At 55.3% G+C, this 17853-nt stretch carries 14 protein-coding genes; 11 read left to right on the top strand and 3 right to left on the bottom strand.

From position 1 onward, the window contains the following. Window positions 1-51: 51 nt before the first annotated feature. From ACCW76_RS03120 to ACCW76_RS03105, 4 genes are read left to right on the top strand one after another with little or no spacing between them, the layout of a single operon-like run. Window positions 52-699 carry a fimbrial biogenesis chaperone gene (locus tag ACCW76_RS03120; RefSeq protein WP_436337723.1) on the top strand — a complete coding sequence of 216 codons (648 nt, stop codon included), beginning with the start codon at window positions 52-54 and terminating at the stop codon, window positions 697-699. Further along, complete coding sequence (locus ACCW76_RS03115; RefSeq protein WP_436337722.1) at window positions 696-1478, top strand: fimbrial biogenesis chaperone; 783 nt, start codon at window positions 696-698, stop codon at window positions 1476-1478. Before ACCW76_RS03120 ends, ACCW76_RS03115 begins: the two co-directional genes overlap by 4 nt. A 31-nt stretch (window positions 1479-1509) precedes the next feature. Then, complete coding sequence (locus ACCW76_RS03110; protein ID WP_436337721.1) at window positions 1510-4080, top strand: fimbria/pilus outer membrane usher protein; 2571 nt, start codon at window positions 1510-1512, stop codon at window positions 4078-4080. A gap of 33 nt (window positions 4081-4113) precedes the next feature. After that, window positions 4114-5190: an adhesin gene (locus ACCW76_RS03105; RefSeq protein WP_436337720.1), complete on the top strand. Its 1077-nt coding sequence runs from the start codon at window positions 4114-4116 to the stop codon at window positions 5188-5190. A gap of 37 nt (window positions 5191-5227) precedes the next feature. On the opposite strand, the gene ACCW76_RS03100 is transcribed toward ACCW76_RS03105, so the two are convergent. After that, entirely contained in the window at window positions 5228-5854 is a 627-nt protein-coding gene (locus ACCW76_RS03100; RefSeq protein WP_436337719.1) for a serine protease, read from the bottom strand. A gap of 483 nt (window positions 5855-6337) precedes the next feature. Between ACCW76_RS03100 and ACCW76_RS03095 the strand changes: the two genes are divergently transcribed. Next, window positions 6338-7501, top strand: coding sequence for an MFS transporter (locus ACCW76_RS03095; protein ID WP_045816380.1), 1164 nt, complete (start codon window positions 6338-6340; stop codon window positions 7499-7501). Here the strand turns inward: ACCW76_RS03095 and ACCW76_RS03090 are convergent. Then, window positions 7498-8418, bottom strand: coding sequence for a LysR family transcriptional regulator (locus ACCW76_RS03090; RefSeq protein WP_436337718.1), 921 nt, complete (start codon window positions 8416-8418; stop codon window positions 7498-7500). The two genes, ACCW76_RS03095 and ACCW76_RS03090, sit on opposite strands and share 4 nt — an antisense overlap. A gap of 110 nt (window positions 8419-8528) precedes the next feature. Here ACCW76_RS03090 and lysA point away from each other — a divergent pair, with 110 nt between their 5' ends. Beyond that, window positions 8529-9782 carry a diaminopimelate decarboxylase gene (gene lysA, locus ACCW76_RS03085; RefSeq protein ID WP_436337717.1) on the top strand — a complete coding sequence of 418 codons (1254 nt, stop codon included), beginning with the start codon at window positions 8529-8531 and terminating at the stop codon, window positions 9780-9782. Beyond that, on the top strand, window positions 9782-10231 hold the full coding sequence (locus ACCW76_RS03080; protein ID WP_436337893.1) for a GNAT family N-acetyltransferase: 450 nt from the start codon (window positions 9782-9784) through the stop codon (window positions 10229-10231). Before lysA ends, ACCW76_RS03080 begins: the two co-directional genes overlap by 1 nt. Window positions 10232-10418: 187 nt before the next feature. Here the strand turns inward: ACCW76_RS03080 and galR are convergent, their stop codons facing one another. After that, a complete protein-coding gene (gene galR, locus ACCW76_RS03075) occupies window positions 10419-11420 on the bottom strand; it encodes an HTH-type transcriptional regulator GalR (RefSeq protein ID WP_034823157.1) in 1002 nt (333 codons plus the stop codon). A 197-nt stretch (window positions 11421-11617) separates the two neighbouring features. On the opposite strand from galR, the gene ACCW76_RS03070 reads away from it, so the two are divergent. From ACCW76_RS03070 to ACCW76_RS03055, 4 genes are all read left to right on the top strand, one after another. Continuing rightward, window positions 11618-13879, top strand: a complete 2262-nt coding sequence (locus tag ACCW76_RS03070) for a molybdopterin-dependent oxidoreductase (protein ID WP_436337716.1) — start codon at window positions 11618-11620, stop codon at window positions 13877-13879. A 286-nt stretch (window positions 13880-14165) separates the two neighbouring features. Continuing rightward, window positions 14166-15896 (top strand): penicillin-binding transpeptidase domain-containing protein, encoded by a 1731-nt coding sequence (locus ACCW76_RS03065; protein ID WP_038645061.1) that lies wholly within the window; start codon window positions 14166-14168, stop codon window positions 15894-15896. Window positions 15897-16320: 424 nt separating this feature from the next. Beyond that, complete coding sequence (locus ACCW76_RS03060; protein ID WP_038645063.1) at window positions 16321-16509, top strand: hypothetical protein; 189 nt, start codon at window positions 16321-16323, stop codon at window positions 16507-16509. A gap of 199 nt (window positions 16510-16708) precedes the next feature. Further along, window positions 16709-17845, top strand: a complete 1137-nt coding sequence (locus ACCW76_RS03055; protein WP_436337715.1) for an efflux RND transporter periplasmic adaptor subunit — start codon at window positions 16709-16711, stop codon at window positions 17843-17845. Window positions 17846-17853 lie beyond the last annotated feature (8 nt).

The following is a 17853-nucleotide window of genomic DNA, read 5'->3' as shown; positions in this document are numbered from 1 at the left end:
TTGGGAGCGTTCAGCTTTCTGTTGCTGAGCAACACTGCCTTTGGCGCGCTGATGGGTGATAAGGGAGGCATTAGTTTCAACCACACCCGGGTCATTTTTAACGCAAGCGATAAGTTACAAACGCTGACGGTGAAGAATCGCAGCGATAAAGCATGGTTGATTCAAAGCCTGGTCGTCACATCAAGCCAGGATAACCAGCCAGCACCGTTCCTTATCACGCCGCCGTTATACCGTCTGGAAGCAGGCACGGAACAGACGTTACGCATTCTCTCCCAGGGCCTCGCGTTAGCTGAAGATAAAGAGTCGGTGTTTTATCTCTCAATCCAGGCCATACCCGCCAGTCAGCAGCAGAGTGCTGCTGCACAGCAAACGGCCGTGAGCATGCGTTTTAATCTGAAAATGTTTTACCGCCCCGCAGATGTGGGTGAACCGCCGCTGAACGCCAGTTGCCTGTTGCGTTTCAGCCAGAACAACCGCCAGATTCGGGTTGAAAACCCCTCGCGCTGGCATGTCACGCTGCGCACGCTCACATTCGATGGGAAAACGCACAATCTGGATGCACAGCCGATGATGTTGGCACCACACAGTGTTCAGCTCATTGCTGGCCGTGGTAATCACGTGCGCTGGCAGGCGGTAAACGATTTCGGCAGCTTACATCCCGTTTGTCAGTCAGCGATTAGACCTTCCACGGAGTCATGATGAGAACACTTTTCCTGCTGCGTCGTTCTCTGATGACGCTGGGCTTGCTTTGCTTAAATCTCACGATTTTGCCAACGGCGAAGGCGGCTGAAGAGGAGGTTCAATCTACTGGCATCAGCTTTTACAACACTCGTGTCATTTTCACCGCGACCTCACTGTCGGGCGTGACGCAGACCCTCTACAACAAAACGGATAATGCGTGGTTACTGCAGTCGCTGATCCGTCCGGTTGATGCCCAAACGGGTGACGTGGATATCGATAATCGCGCCAATATTCTGATGCCGTTTATTGCGACTCCGCCGTTAGAGCGTCTGGATGCCAACAGTGATGTCACTTTGCGCATTCGACGCAACGATGTGCCGCTACCTGACGATCGTGAATCCGTTTTTTACCTGACGATGAAAGCGATTCCCGCGCAGCCGGAGCACGCTGAAAGCAACACCGTCACGCTGGCTGTAGTGAGCAGTATGAAAGTGTTTTTTCGTCCGGTGGGGCTTAAGCGGTATGCGGTGGAAGAAGCATCGAATGCGTTACGTTTTCGCAAACAGGGCAATGAGCTGATTGCCATCAACCCCACGCCTTACTGGCTCACCTTCGCGATGCTGCGCGTGGGCAGCCACGACTTAGATAAAGCGCAACGGCGGCTGATGGTCCCCCCCAAAGGCGAGCGCGGATACCATTTTCCCTCCGGCACGCAAGGTCAGGTGACCTGGCAATTAATTGATGAAGACACCTGGCTGACACCACTGAAGCAACAGGACTCACCCTTAACAAAATAGCCGCTGTCGAGACGGTCGTTAACGGATAAAAATGACATTACAACATCCCAAACCCAGATTGCTTGCCCTGTTGGCGAGTGTGGCTTTTGTTCTGCAACCCGAAGAAGTTTATGCAGCAGACTATTTTGATCCCGCATTTTTAACACTGAGTGGCGTTGATGTTCATGAACTCGATCTGAGCGCCTTTGCAACGTCCGGTAAAGTGCCTGCGGGGACTTATTTGGTGACGGTCGCTGTTAACCAGAATGAAGTCGGTCAGTTCACCATCGCTTTTGCAGCGGATAACAGTGGCGATGTGGTCGCGCAATTAACGCCGGACTTTCTTCAGAAAATGGGCGTCAACGTGCAGGGTTTACCGGCTTTTCGTGATTGGCCTGCGGATAAGCCCGTCACGCAATTAAGCAATCTGATTGAACATGCGCGAGTGAAGTTTGATTTTTCTGCATTACAGCTTGATCTCAGTATTCCGCAAATTGCCATGCAGCCGAGCGCGTTGAGCGCCATCAAACCTGAAAAATGGGATCACGGTATTCCCGCGATTGTCATGAATTACAGCCTGAACGGCAGTCGCACCTTGCAGGAAAACCGAGGATCTAGCTCTAACCTGTTTGGCAACCTAAGCGGCGGGGCTAATTATGGTGCCTGGCGGGTGCGCAGCAATATGTATTGGTACCGCGCACAGAGTCAGTTCGGTACTGGGAATAGCGTGACGCAGCAGAAATTTCAGTTCGCCAATACTTATCTCATGCGTGATGTTGTCGCGTGGAAAGCAGAAGTCATGGCAGGAGAAAGCACTACCGCCAGTGAGGTGTTCAACAGTGTGCCTTTTCGCGGCATGAAGCTGAACTCGCAGGATGAGATGCTGCCTTACGTGATGCGGGGCTTTGCGCCGGTGGTTGAGGGTGTTGCGCAAAGCAACGCGCGCGTCACGGTCCTGCAAAACAACAATATTATCTACCAGACGTATGTCGCTCCGGGGCCGTTTCGTCTGGAAGACCTTGGGCAGATGGGGTCGGGCGGTGACCTGATCGTGAATGTCACCGAGGCTGATGGTCGCGTGCACAGCCAGACTATTCCGGTCTCTACCGTACCGGTTATGCGCCGCCCCGGTAGCCTGAAGTATGAGGTTACCGCCGGTGGTTATGATGGCGGATTGACCAATGACACGTTGGCTGCGCGTTTTGTCCAGGCAACGGCAATTTATGGCTTACCTTTTAATACCACGCTGTATGGCGGAGCACTCTTATCGCGCGACTATCACTCATGGGTGGCGGGAAGCGGCATTTCTCTCGGTGCAATCGGCGCGATATCTGCCGACATCACCTCTTCTAATGCAAAAGTTGTCGGGTTCAATAGCACGCAAAAAGGGCAATCTTATCGCCTGCGCTATGCCAAAAGTTTGCTGAGTACCGGCACTGCCATTGATCTGGCGGCCTATCGCTATTCCACTCGTCGCTATTACAGTTTTGCTGATTACAATAACAGCGGTTTTCGCCTCAATGACGATTTGGCGCCGTGGACACGCGATCGCCAGCGTTCCAGTTTTCAGGCCAGACTCAGCCAATCCCTGGGGGCCATCGGTTCTGCCTATCTCTCCACCTCACGAACCGATTACTGGGGCAGAAGCCAGGTCATCAATTCGCTGTCATCAGGCTTCAACGGTAGCTATCGCGGAATGAATTACACTCTGGCGTACAACATTGAGCGCACCAAAGGTAACGGCGCCTGGCCGGAGAACCGCACGCTAACCTTCAATATGACCGTTCCATTCAGTCTGTTTTCATCCCGTTCAGGCATGAGTCAAACCTATGCTAGTTATCAGGCCAGTCACAATAATCGTGGTCAGGTTCAGCAACTGGCAGGCATCAGCGGCAATGCGCTCGACAGTCGTCTGACTTATGGCTTGATGCAGGGCTGGGCTAACGAACCACAGCAACGCAGTCATCAGTCACTGAGCCTGGCTTATGCGGGAAGTAAAGGCTCGCTGGCTTCCGGTTACAGCCGTTCAGGCGGTAGCCAATCGATGAATCTCGGCGGTAACGGCGCGTTTGTTTTGCACCCAGAAGGGCTGACGCTCAGCAAAATGGTCGGCAACTCAGTGGCCATTATTAGTGCGCCGGGTTCTCAAGGCGCGAAAGTGGGCAACGGTGGCAGCTATACCGACAGCCGTGGTTTTGCGGTGGTGCCTTATCTCACCAACTATCAGCTCAACAACATTTCACTGGATCCTTCTACCCTGCCAGAAAACGTCGATCTCACCGATTCCAGCGTGGCGGTCTATCCCACTAAAGGTGCGGTGGTTCGAGCGAACTTCGCTACGAAGGTGGGGTATCAGGCATTACTGACACTGCAACGCCGGGACAAGTCGATTCCTTTTGGTGCGACCGCCAGCGTCATTAACGTGACGAATAGCGAGGTGAACAGCGGCCTGGTCGGCGATGCCGGTCAACTGTATATGAGCGGATTACCCGAGCAGGGCAGGCTGTTGGTCAAATGGGGTAAACGTTCAGAACAGCAATGTCAGGTGAATTTTAATCTCAAGAATATTTCTGCTTCCTCCGCGAATAACCCCATTCGTATTGTGAAAGCAGAGTGCGAATAGGGGAAAACCATGAAGCTAAAGACAGGCTCCAGCGTGAAAATCAGCTTACTTGGTACAGCGCTTCTTTTCACTTTACAGCCGCATATCGCCAGCGGCCAAATCACCATTGGCAAAGATAAAGGGATATTCCCGACCGGGCTGATGATTAATGTCAGTGACACACAGCCTCAAGTCTATAGTGATGCTTTTACCAGCACCGGCGTGGCAGCGATTGGGCCTAATTTACGCTGTGCTACTCAGGGAGATTTAAGACAAATCAACGGTATTTGGGCGTTGCCGATTGCACAGGGTATTGGCTTAGCGCCCAACGTCACTGCAACAGCCAGCTATACCGGATATCGCAATGGGAGTTACCAGCATGAAATCCTGACGGGAAAAATCACCCCGGAAGGCAGTTATGCAACCACGAATCTGGGCTATAGCATGACCAGCCCCGGCTCTATCCCTTATCACTGGTGCCTTTCTCCCGTTGATAAAACAGACTATGGTTTTTTCAGAGGTGCCGGTAATAAAAGCTATGAAATACGCGGCGAGTGGATGCTGGTCACTGATGGCACGCAAAAAACGGGTTCGCCCAGTATTCCGATAATGCGCGCGATGTCGCTAGGCGGCGGAACGCTCTATAACATCGTAATCCCTGCCGCCATTCCGATTCGTGTATCCACGCTGGAATGCACTATCAATACGCCGACCACCATTAATTTCGGCGCGGCGGAACAGAATTTCAAAAAAGATAGTGAGCTGGCAAAAGTGAATCACCATATGGGCGTGACCTGCACCCAGGATGCTGGTCGCGGCATCGATACGAATATTAATGTGCGTTTTAGAGCTTTAAGCGGTTTGCACGAGGGTAATAAATATCGTCTGAAACTTGATCAGGGTGGTGGCTATATTACCGGTAGCCTCGGTGGCGTCACCTATGATGGCCGCTGCGGTACCAATCAAGGCATCACCTTTGACAATGCGGAAATTAAAATTGGCGAGATTTACCGATCGCAATTAAATAAATCATATTCCCATCCACTTGTCTGGCGGCTCTGTTCTGGCGGCAGTGATTTGCCCAGCGGCCGCGTCACCGCAACGGCAGAAATGATGGTGACCTATAACTGATTCTTCCCCGACAGAACGGCTGAGGGAAGTCAGTTCATTACGACTTCACGACGTTGTCCAGCCACACCTGAAAACGCGAATAGGGCACATACAGCGCCACATCCTTATACAAGGTCTTACCGCTTTTATTGTCGTCAATCGCGCTGCTATAGCCGACAATCACCCCCGCCAGCGTATCGTCGCTGGCGTTGTACACCGCACCACCCGACATGCCTTTCACTACACCGGCATTGGCGGCCACCACCACACAACTTGGTTTATTCCAGTCATTGGCCAGTGTGGTGTTGATTAAATTCTTGCCGCTAGAGGCCACCGGCATGGCCGAGATAAAGCTGTAACCGTATAGATTGACGTTGTCGCCAATATGGCTGTTGCGGAACGGTGGGGGCAGATTGGGTTCGGTGTTCTTGTGATACACCACGGCGATATCGCACTCAGGATGCCAGGCTTTCACCCGATACATCGAGTATTTCGCCACGTGTGCGGCCGTCAAACTGTATTCAGGTGTCAGTGGAATGGTGGTGCCCAGCGCGCCAATACCCAGCACGGTAGGAATGCCAGTCACGGTCATATCGACGCGTTTTGCGGCTTCTTTGCTGTACTCGTAGTGACCCACGGAGCAGCCACTCAGGCAACCCACTGTCAGTGCGATCAGCCATCGCATAGGTGTTCCCCCTGCATTTTTTGACACCGCATCACCGCGTAACTGGTTGAGGTATCGGCAATGCGCGCCCATCCTTTACTGATTGATTTCTCGCCGAAAGCTGAATTGCTGTGACAACGATCACAGCTGAATCAAGCGTAGCGTGAAAAGTGCCATCTGTCTCAGTGGTCAGCTGCAGTCACTTTCCCGCGCAGGGATTATTGCGTTGCAAGCAAAAATGCCTTGCAGCACAGAGGCTGGTTGAGCTGCCAAGCCTGTGCTTTAATCAGAATGTGACGCAGTTCAAATAATAAAATCCGTTATCGTTTGGGTTGCAGGTAAGTTGGCTGATATCGCTCACTCTAATCACTGATTTAAGCCAGCTTATCGGGATTGTCTCGTTTGCCCCTGCCTGCAACTCAAAAGAATGAGGGTATGCGTCCGTTGTAACCGCATTGCGTCCGCCGTGCGGCCCGCCTGCAAAACATTTTAGGAGAGTGTGTTATGCCTGTTGCATTACTGGCGCTGGCGCTGAGTGCGTTCGCCATCGGCACCACGGAATTCGTGATTATGGGATTGCTGCCGGAAGTGGCGGGCGATTTACAGGTGTCGATTCCTTCAGCAGGATGGCTGATCAGTGGTTATGCACTGGGCGTGGCCATCGGTGCACCGATCATGGCGTTGCTGACGGCGAAGCTGCCGCGTAAACGTACTCTGATTCTGTTGATGATCATCTTTATTATCGGCAACGTGCTGTGCGCGCTGGCGTACACCTATAACCTGCTGATGCTGGCGCGTGTGGTCACCGCACTGTGCCACGGCGCTTTCTTTGGTATCGGCTCGGTGGTGGCAGCGAGTCTGGTGGCACCCAGCCGTCAGGCATCGGCGGTGGCGTTGATGTTCACTGGCTTAACTCTCGCCAACGTGCTGGGCGTGCCGCTCGGTACCTGGTTTGGTCAGCTCTTTGGCTGGCGCGCCACCTTCTGGGGCGTGGCGATCATCGGCATCCTCGCCTTTATCGCCTTGATTGTCAGTCTTCCGACCAACAAAGAAGAGAAACCGGTGCATCTGGCGAGTGAAGTCAGCGCGCTGGCGAATGGCAAACTGTGGCTGTCGCTGCTGATGACGGTGTTCTTTGCTGCTGCGATGTTTGCGCTGTTTAGCTACATCGCGCCGCTGCTGTTGCAGGTCACGGGCATCACCGATCGCGGCGTGAGCTGGACGCTGTTCCTGATTGGTGCGGGCTTAACCGTCGGTAACATCCTCGGTGGCAAGCTGGCCGACTGGAAAGTCTCCTTCAGCCTGATTCTCAGCTTTGTGCTGATCGCGGTGTTCTCGCTGCTGTTCAGCTGGACCAGCCACGCGCTGTGGTTAGCGGAGATCACGCTGTTCCTGTGGGCGATGGCGACCTTTGCGACCGTGCCGGGCTTGCAGATTAATGTGGTGCGCCACGGTAAAGACGCACCTAACCTGGTTTCCACGCTGAATATCTCTGCGTTCAACGTCGGTAATGCGCTCGGTGCCTGGGTCGGCGGCGCGGTGATCGATAAAGGCTACGGCCTGACGTCAGTGCCGGTCGCCGCCGCTGCACTGGCGGTGGTCGGTCTGGTCATCTGCCTGATCACCTTCCGTAAGTCGGGCGGGCAGGGCGAAGCGGTACGCGCTTAAACCAGACGCTCGGCAATGCGTTGGGTAAAGGTGGCCACCTGCTGTTGCAGGTGGTCGCAGAAGTGATCAACCAGCGCTGAGGCCGGGCGATGCTGTGGCCGCACCAGGCTCACGGTGAAGGGCACCGCAATACTGAACTTACGCATCACCACACCGCTGTCGGCGTAATCCAGTGCCGTCAGCGGATTCACAATCGAAATCCCCACCCCGGCGCGCACCATCGCGCACACCGATGCCGCACTGTGCGTCTCCAGCACCAGACGGCGTTCCACCCCTTGTTCATGAAACAGCGAATCCAACAGCTGACGATAGCTATCACTGCGCGACAAGCTGACGTAATTCTCTCCCTGAAAATCCTGCGGCGTCAGCACCTCTCGCTGACACAGCGGATGGTGAGGCGGCAGCACGCAGACTTCATCGCAGGTCAGCAGCGGCACACGCTCAGTGCCTGCTGGCGCATGTTGGGTTTCGGTCAGACCCAGATCGTAGCGCTGTGCCGACAGCCACTCTTCCAGCAGCGGCGACTCCTGCGGAATGATGTTCAGGCTGACCTGCGGATAGCGTTGCAGGAAAGGCTGTAGCAGGGGAGGTAACAGCGATTGCGAAAATACTGGCAAGCAGGCAATCGACAGCTCACCCTGGCGGAACTGGCGCAAACCTTCGGCGGCATCCATGATGCGGTCTAAGCCGTACCAGGATCGCTGAACTTCTTCATACAGCCGTAAACCCTGCACCGTGGGCTGCAAACGTCCACGCACTCGCTCAAACAGTTCCAGACCCAGCTGCTGCTCCAGCCGCGCCAGCTCGCGGCTCACCGTCGGCTGTGAAGTATGCAGCAATGCAGCCGCCTGCGTCAGGTTGCCGCTGGTCATCACCGCATGAAAAATTTCGATATGTCGCCAGTTAATTTTTGCCATAAATCCTCTCTGCAATTCCATATCATATTTGCATAGCTGACGCTAAAACAGATATTTTTCTGAATCGAACGGCTGTGGCTAAATAGTTGCAAAGACACAGGAGAATTGAGATGCCACGTCCACTGAACAACACCGAAACGGCACTGACTGCCGACAATTTATTGCCGCTGGCGCAGCGCTATGCAGGGCCATTCTGGGCTTACGATGCCGCGATTATTCAGCAGCGTATTGCGCAGCTGAGCGCCTTTGACGTGGTGCGTTTCGCGCAAAAAGCCTGCTCAAACATCCACATTCTGCGTCTGATGCGTGCCGCTGGCGTAAAAGTGGATTCCGTTTCACTGGGTGAAATTGAACGCGCCCTGGCCGCGGGTTTCCAACCGGGTGGCGAAGATATCGTCTTTACCGCTGACGTTTTTGATCAGCCAACCCTGGCGCGTATCGCGGAATTGAAAGTGCCGGTCAACGCCGGTTCCGTAGACATGTTGCATCAGCTTGGGGTTGTATCACCAGGCCATAAAGTCTGGCTGCGCATCAACCCAGGATTTGGTCATGGTCACAGCCAGAAAACCAACACTGGCGGTGAGAACAGCAAGCACGGCATCTGGCACAGTGATCTGCCGCTGGCGCTGGCGGCGATTCAGCAGCACGGCCTGAAACTGGTGGGCCTGCATATGCACATCGGTTCCGGTGTCGATTACGGCCACCTGCAGCAGGTGTGTGACGCGATGGTCGATCAGGTCATCGCATTTGGTCAGGATCTGGAAGCCATTTCAGCGGGTGGTGGTTTGTCGATTCCATACCGTTTCGGCGAAGAAGCCATTGATACCCAGCACTATTTCGGCTTGTGGAGTGGTGCGCGTGACCGCATCGCGGCGCATCTCGGTCATCCGGTGAAACTGGAAATTGAACCTGGCCGTTTCCTGGTGGCAGAGTCTGGCGTACTGGTGTCTCAGGTGCGTGCGGTTAAGGAGATGGGCAGCCGTCACTTTGTGCTGGTGGATGCCGGTTTCAGCGATCTGATGCGCCCATCGATGTACGGCAGCTATCACCATATTTCCGTGCTGCCAGCCGATGGTCGCGCGCTGAGTGACGCAACCGTTGAGAGCGTGGTGGCCGGTCCGCTGTGCGAGTCGGGCGATGTGTTCACCCAACTGGAAGGCGGTAAAGTCGAAACCCGTGCGTTGCCAGCCACGCAGGTCGGCGATTATCTGGTGTTCCACGATACTGGCGCGTACGGCGCATCCATGTCTTCCAACTACAACAGTCGTCCATTGATCCCTGAAGTGCTGTTTGAGAATGGCACTCCACGTGAGATTCGTCGCGCGCAGACCATTCAGGAGCTGCTGGCGCTGGAGCTGATGTGATCAAGATTGTTCCACTCAGTGAAGTCCCATATCACGCCAGTCATATCACCGACTGGCTGTGGCAGGCGTTTGGCGAGGGAACATCCCGCGAATTTTACGACAGCATTGTGCGCAGCAGTCTGAACGGCGCCGAATATCCGGTGACCTTTGTGGCGCTGGATGGCGATGTGCCCTTGGGCACGGTTGGGTTCTGGCGCTGTGATTTGATCAGCCGTCAGGATCTCTATCCGTGGATTGCCGCGTTGTATGTGGATGAACCTGCGCGCGGCAATGGCTTGAGCGAAGCGCTGCAGCAGCATGTGTTGAATTATGCCCGCGAGCGCGGACATGAAAAGCTGTGGCTGTGGTCAACGTTTGGCGGTTACTACGAGCGCTTTGGCTGGCAGTATCAGTGTGACGCGCTGGAGTTCCCGGATGTGCGAGTGAAGGTCTATTCGCAGGATTTGTGATTTGTCACCGACCGCCGCTACACATCACAAGGCGCTTTAACTTTTCGTTGTGAACCGTAGCGGCGCGATTTATCGCGCTCATTCGCAGCGATAGCGTTACTGGCCGATGCGCAAAAAATTGCGCCGCAACACATTGTACGGCGCTTTCACTTTCCGCCGCGACACATCGCAAGGCGTTTTAACTTCTTCAACCCGGCCCGCTCACCGAATGCCTTCTCACCAGTGTCGGGCTAAACATATTGGTCACTTCCGGCATTTCCGTGCCGTTGGCTAACGCCAGTGCCAGCTGTGCCGCCTGCTGCGCCATGGTGACAATCGGGTAACGCACCGTAGTCAAACGTGGACGCACATAGCGTGAGACCAGCACATCATCGAAACCAATCAGCGACATCTCTTCTGGCACGCGAATGCCGTTATCACTCAACACCGCCAGCGCGCCAGCCGCCATTGAATCGTTGTAACAGGCCACCGCCGTGAACTGCTTACCGCGCCCCAGCAATTCCGTCATCGCCTGTTCACCACCCACTTCATCCGGCTCGCCCCACGCCACTAAGCGGTCGTTTGAAGGCAAACCGTGCTCTTTTAGCGCATCGTAATAGCCCTGCAGGCGGTCTTCGGAGTCAGAAATAGGGTGGGTCGAGCAGATAAAAGCGATTTGCGTATGGCCTTGTTGGATCAGATGGCGTGTTGCCAGCCAGGCACCGTAACGGTCATCGAGCGCGATACAGCGCGACTCAAAACCTTTCAGCAAGCGATTCAGCAGCACCATACCCGGCACCTGCTTCATCAGCACTTCTAAATCGGCGTCAGGAATTTTCTTGGCATGCACCACTAAGGCATCGCAGCGATGCCGCATCAGTTGCTCAATCGCCTGACGCTCTTTTTGCTCAATGTGGTAACCGTTACCAATCAGCAGGAAGTTGCCGGTGGCACCTGCGACTTCATCGACAGCTTTCACCATCGCGCCGAAAAACGGATCGGAAACGTCACCCACCACCAGACCGAGGGTTTCGGTGGATTGCTGCGCCAGCGCGCGTGCATTGGCGTTCGGGTGATACTGCAACTGCTCCATTGCCTGGGTCACGGCGAGGCGTGAACTCTCGCTGGCTTTGGGCGAATTATTGATGACGCGGGAAACGGTCGCGACCGATACCCCGGCCATGCGGGCAACATCCTTAATGGTAGCCATGCGGTTACTTGCATCCGGGAAAACGTTTACACATCCCATCAGTGTTACGGAAAACAGTACCTGTAGCAACCCGCGAGAATGCCAGCGCTGTCGCAAAAGTGCGGAAAATCAGGCGCTCACAGACTGGCTTTAGCCCTGCTATCGCCTCATGGTATGCTGCCAGCACGATTCAGACCTGCCTGCCGGACCCAATAACCATGAAAACACGCGTGCCACACCTGGCGCACTGGGGCGCATTTACTGCCGTCACGGAAAACGACCGCCTGATTGGCTGTGAACCCTTTTTTGCTGACGCCGATCCGTCGCCGATGCTCAACACCATCCCGGAACTGGTCTACTCGGATAAGCGGATCCGCCAGCCAATGGTACGTCGTTCATGGATAAAGTCGCGTGAGAACAGCGATCGCACGCTGCGTGGTCGTGAAGATTTTGTCGCCGTGGATTGGGATACCGCACTGGATCTGGTGGCGGAAGAGAATCGCCGCGTGCGCGATCGCTACGGCGCATCGGGTATTTTCAACGGCTCCTACGGCTGGTCATCGGCTGGACGCGTTAACCATGCGCGCACCCTGATCCGTCGTTTCTACTTCCAGGGCGGCGGCGGGGTGGATCAGCAGGGTAACTATAGCTGGGGCGCAGCGCAGTTCTTCCTGCCCTATGTGATTGGTACCTACATGCCACTCACGGGCCGCGTCACCGACTGGCCGAGCGTGGTGGAACATGCTGACATCTTTATCGCCTTCGGTGGCCTGGCGCTGAAAAATGCCCAGGTGGCGTCGGGCGGGGCCGGACAGCACAGTCTGAAACCGGCGCTGGAGCAGTTGAGCGCTAAAGGCACACCGATCATCAACATCAGCCCAATGCGTGATGACTGCCCGGCGTTCGTCAATGCCGAGTGGATTCCGATTCGCCCGAACACCGATGTGGCGCTGATGCTGGCGCTCGGTTATGAGATTACGCGCCGCAATGCGCTGGACGAAAGCTTCCTTGCCAGCCACTGCACCGGCTGGCCGCAGCTGCGAGAATATCTGTTAGGCGAAAGCGACGGTATCGCCAAAACGCCGGCGTGGGCGAGTGCCATCACCGGGATTCCGGCGGCGCGTATCGCGTTGCTGGCACAGCAGCTGATTGGCAAACGCAGCTTTATCACCTGTTCTTACTCGGTACAGCGTGCTCATCGCGGTGAGCAGCCGTACTGGATGATGATTGCGCTCTCCTCGATGCTGGGTCAGCCAGGCTTGCCGGGCGGCGGTTTCTCCTTTGGTCACGGTTCGATGAACAGCGTCGGTAATCCGCGTCAGGAAGGGCCCGCGCCGATGATGAGCACCGGGCCGAATCCCGGCAACTTCTCGATTCCGGTCGCGCGCATCAGCGACATGCTGCTCAATCCCGGCCAGCCTTACAATTTCCAGGGCGAAACCCTGCACTATCCCGATATCCATCTGGTGCACTGGGCGGGTGGCAATCCGTTCCACCACCATCAGCAGCTCAACCGCCTGGTGGAAGGCTGGCAGCGCCCGGATACCGTGATCGTGCAGGATATCGTCTGGACCCCGGCGGCGCAGATGGCGGATATCGTGTTACCCGCCACCACCACGCTGGAGCGCAACGACATCGGCGGATCTTCACGCGATCGCTTTGTGTTCGCGATGCATCAGGCGGTGAAACCGCAGCATCAGGCGCGTAACGATTTCGATATCTTTGCAGATATCGCCGATCGCCTAGGCTATCGTGATGTGTTCACCGAAGGGCGCAACGAGATGCAGTGGATCGAGCACCTGTATCAGCAGTGTGCAGTGGCGCATGCGCGCAAAGATATCCACTTCCCGGAGTTTGGTGAATTCTGGGAGCGCGGCTTTGTTGAGATCCCGGAAGGCGGCAAGCCGTATGTGTTTATGGATGATTTCCGCGCCAACCCACAGGCCCATCCGATCCAGACCGCCAGTGGCAAAATCGAGCTGTTCTGCCAGACCATCGCCGATTATCAACTGGAAGATTTTGCCGGACATCCTGAATGGCGTGAGCCGCAGGAGTGGTTGGGCGCACCGCTGAGCGAGGATTTCCCGCTGCATATGATCTCGATTCAGCCCTCGGATCGGCTGCACAGCCAGATGGACGCGACTGCCACGGTGCAGGCGAATAAAACTGCCGGACGTGAAACCTTATATATGCATCCGCAGGACGCCAGTGCGCGTGGGATTGTGGATGGCGACGAAATCGAAGTCAGTAATGCGCGTGGCCGTATGCTGGCCGGTGTGCGTCTGACCGATGGCTTAACGCCAGGTGTGGTGATTATCTCCACCGGCGCCTGGTTTGATCCCGGATTCGGCCGTGCCTGGCAGCCGTGGGACCGTGCCGGTAACCCCAATGTGCTGACGCTGGACATCGGCACCTCGTCACTGACGCAAGGCCCTAACGCCATGAGTTGCCTGGTGGAAATCAAAAAACACCTGATGTGAATGGGGTGCTAACAATCTCACCGCTGGTTACATTTTGCGGGTAACTGTTGCGTTTGAGAGATGGAGAACCGTCATGCCACCTTGCTACAGTCAGGGTCCCAGAGGTATTGATGGGTGAACATCAAAAAGTTTTCTTGATTACACCGACCTGCGCAGATGCGCAGGTTTTTTTTGCCTGTCGCTCGCGCTAACGAACTGAAACACAGTTTTCCTGTCAACTCGCTTTACCTTTCTTTATAACTGCGGATAACAAGCTTGAAAAAACTGTTTATTGCAGCGGAATGCTATGCCCCGTATAAAAAAACTTCTGGGAAAAGACCAGATCAAAGCCCCATTTAACCCGTTTCGTTTTCGCCTGATTTGTCTGGGTGTCTTCAGCTGCATGGTGTTGCTGCTGATCTTCGTCGGCGACCTGCAACTGATTAAGCATCCGATGCTGGAGCACGAGGCCGATCAGCGTTCACTGCGCACCGTCACCTTGCCCACCAACCGTGGCACCTTACTGGATCGAGATGGCCAGGCGCTGGCACTGAGCGTACCGGCGCGCGATATCATCGCCGACCCGATGCGCGTGCTGGAAGCCAATCCCGACTTCACCAACGCCAAATGGACATATCTTGCCTCGGCGCTGAACTTGCGTCCGGAAGAGTTGCGTGAGCAGATCACCGCGAACCCGAAAAAACGCTTCCTCTATCTTGGCCGTAAGATCGAACTGGGCATCGCCAAAGACATCGCCGAACTGCACCTGAAGGGCATCAGCTCGGTATACAACGACAGCCGTTTCTATCCAATGAGTGAAGCCGCTGCGCCGTTGATTGGCATTGTCGGTGCAGACAGCAATGGCCTGAACGGTCTGGAGAAAGGTTTCGACCACGTGCTGCAAGGCGAGCCGGGCAAAGAGGTTTATCGTCAGGACAAAGAGGGCAACATCGTTGCCATGCTTGATTACGAGCCGCCGAAGCAGCCGCCAACGGTACAGCTGAGTATTGATAAGTTTGACCAGTTCACCCTCTACAGCAAACTGCGCGATGGCGTGTTGCTGAATAAAGCGGATTCCGGTGCGGCAGTGCTGATCAAGATCGATACGGGCGAGATCCTGGCGATGGCTTCCTATCCTTCGTTCAACCCCAACAACTTCGATAACGCCACGCCAGCACAGATGCGCAACACGGCAATCAATGACAGCTACGAACCCGGCTCCACGGTGAAACCGCTGGTGGTGATGGAAGGGCTGGAGCGTCATCTGGTGCGTGCCGACTCGGTGATCGATACCACACCCTACAGCGTTAACGGCCACTTGATTCGTGACGTCGGCCACTGGCCGCGCCTGACCATGACTGGTATTTTGCAGAAATCGAGTGATATCGGCGTCTCGCATATTGCACTGGCGATGCCTGCTGAAGCGCTGGTGAACACCTATCAGGCGTTTGGCTTGGGTAAGCCAACCGGACTCGGGTTAACCGGCGAGAGCGTGGGCTACTTCCCGCTGCACCGTGAACGCTGGGCGGATATTGAACGCGCCACCTTTGCCTTTGGCTACGGCCTGCGCGTCACACCGCTGCAAATCGCCCGTGAATACGCCACGCTCGGTTCTTACGGCGTATATCGTCCACTGTCGATTACCAAAGTCACACCGCCGGTGTTGGGCAAGCAGGTGGCCGATCCGCAAATCGTGCAAACCGTGGTGCACATGCTGGAGAGTGACGTATTGCCTGGCGGTACCGGCGTCAAAGCCGCTGTGCCGGGTTACCGTCTGGCGACCAAAACCGGTACTGCAGAGAAAATGGGCACCAGCGGGAAGTACGATGGCGGTTACGTCAACTACACCGCCGGTATTGCCCCTGCCAGCCATCCTGAGGTGGCGCTGGTGGTGATGGTCAACCATCCGACAGCGGGCGATCACTTTGGTGGTTCGGTAGCGGCGCCGATTTTCGGCAGTATTATGGGGCCGGTGTTGAAGCATATGAACATTGCGCCTGACGCCATCTACAGCAAACCGAATTCGGATAAATCTTAGTAAAATCAGGATGTAACTGCCGCGAGGTGCTTTTCACACCTCGTTGCATTTCGCCGAACTCCGTTGCGATTTGCGGCTGTTTTCTCACACCACTTTCGGCGACGATAAAAGTCCCAGAGGTATTGATTGGTGTGAAGATCGGCTGCTGCGGCAGCAATACCTGTCCTCAGGTATTCACCCTGTTCGGTTGCACCGACCCACGCGGATGCGTGGGTTTTTTTTACCTGAAATTTACCGCTGAGCGAACTCGCTCACACCTCTTGTCTGAGTCTTAACACTTCCCCGCCAACATAAAAATATCTTGCTGTGTAACCTATGCGTAACGCACCGCGATGCCGCATTCCATTTCGGTTCGCCAGCCCCTTGCCGTGTTGGTAGCGCGGCTTTGGGGCGTTTTTTATGCCATTCGTTGAGGTGTGTCCCGATGCCAAAAACCAAAGACCGAACGCCAAAAGGCGAGGGCCGCTCCTCGGCGTTTCAGTTACGCATTCATCCGGAGTTGCATGACCAACTGCGCGAAGTCACCGAAGATGAAAACATCACGCTATCGTGCTGGTTGAAAGATTTGGCGCGTCGCGAATTGCGTCGTCGTGGGATTGAGCCGAAAGGTTAATGCTGTCGTCATCAATGGCGGTAAAAAACCCGCAAAAAGCTAAATTTCACAGCCATTTATGGCACGAAAGGTTTACCATTTTCCTTTGGAAAATATATTTTACGCAACCTTAACAACCGCCTTATCACTCCCTCCCTACAATGATTTTTTGAATGTCATCACATCAGTGACTATCCCTCCTTTCATCCAGAGAAAAATTATGCGCCTGAAACTTCTTTCTGCCAGCGTGGTGTTTTTACTGGCAGCCTGTGACCAGGGCGGAGCAAAGCCCGCTGCATCCGCGACACCCCAGGTGGGTGTCATCGCCCTAAAATCTGAGCCCGTCACGCTGGTGACACAACTGCCTGGCCGCACCACGGCGGTCCGCACCGCGCAGGTGCGCCCACAGGTCAGCGGCGTGATCCAGAAAATCCTGTTTACCGAAGGCGGAGAAGTGAAAGCGGGCCAGCCGCTCTATCAGATCGATCCGGCAACCTATAAAGCCGCTTATGACAAAGCTATGGCGACCTGGCAAAACGATGCCATGGTGGCAAAACGCTATCAGCCGCTGGCTTTTGCACACGCCATCAGCCAGCAGACTTACGACGATGCTGTCGCGGCAGAGCGTGAAGCACAAGCCGATGTGGAAACCGCTAAGGTCAATCTTGATTACACACTGGTGAAAGCGCCGATCTCGGGTCATATCAGCCGTTCGCTGTATACCGCCGGTGCTCTGGTGACTAACGGCCAGACCGACTATCTCGCCACCATCACTCAACTTGATCCGATCTATGTCGATGTCAGTGAGTCATCCACCGACTTGCTGCGTCTGCGTCGTGCCTTAGCCGACGGCAAAATTGCCAAAGTGGATGACAACACCGCTGCGGTTGGCCTCTCTCTGGAAGACAACAGTCAGTACGGGCAGCAAGGCAAACTGGCGTTCTCGGAAGTGAACGTCGATACCGCCACCGGCACCGTGGTGCTGCGCGCCGTATTCCCGAATCCACATAACGAGCTACTCCCGGGCATGTATGTGCACGCCAGCTTCCCGCAGGGTATTCAGCAGCAGGGGATTCTGGTGCCGCAGGAGTCGATCATGCATGACACCAAAGGCCAGCCGTATGTCTACGTGGTGAAAGGCGACAACACCATTGAGCAGCGCAGTATTCACACCGGCGAGATGATCAACGGTGAATGGCTGGTGACGTCTGGGCTGAGTGAAGGTGAACAGGTCGTGGTGAACAATCTGCAAAGCGTGCGTGCTGGGGCGAAAGTCACGACCACTGCCGCCAGCACCAATGACACGCCATCCGCCAATGCCGTCAGTCTGTCGATGACCGACGCAGCGGCGCAATAAGGGGGCGG

The organism is Pantoea sp. C8B4, from assembly GCF_051336905.1.
Lineage (GTDB): Bacteria > Pseudomonadota > Gammaproteobacteria > Enterobacterales > Enterobacteriaceae > Pantoea > Pantoea rwandensis_B.
The sequence above is the reverse complement of the archived record's forward strand: the minus strand, read 5'-3'. Positions and strand labels throughout refer to the sequence as shown.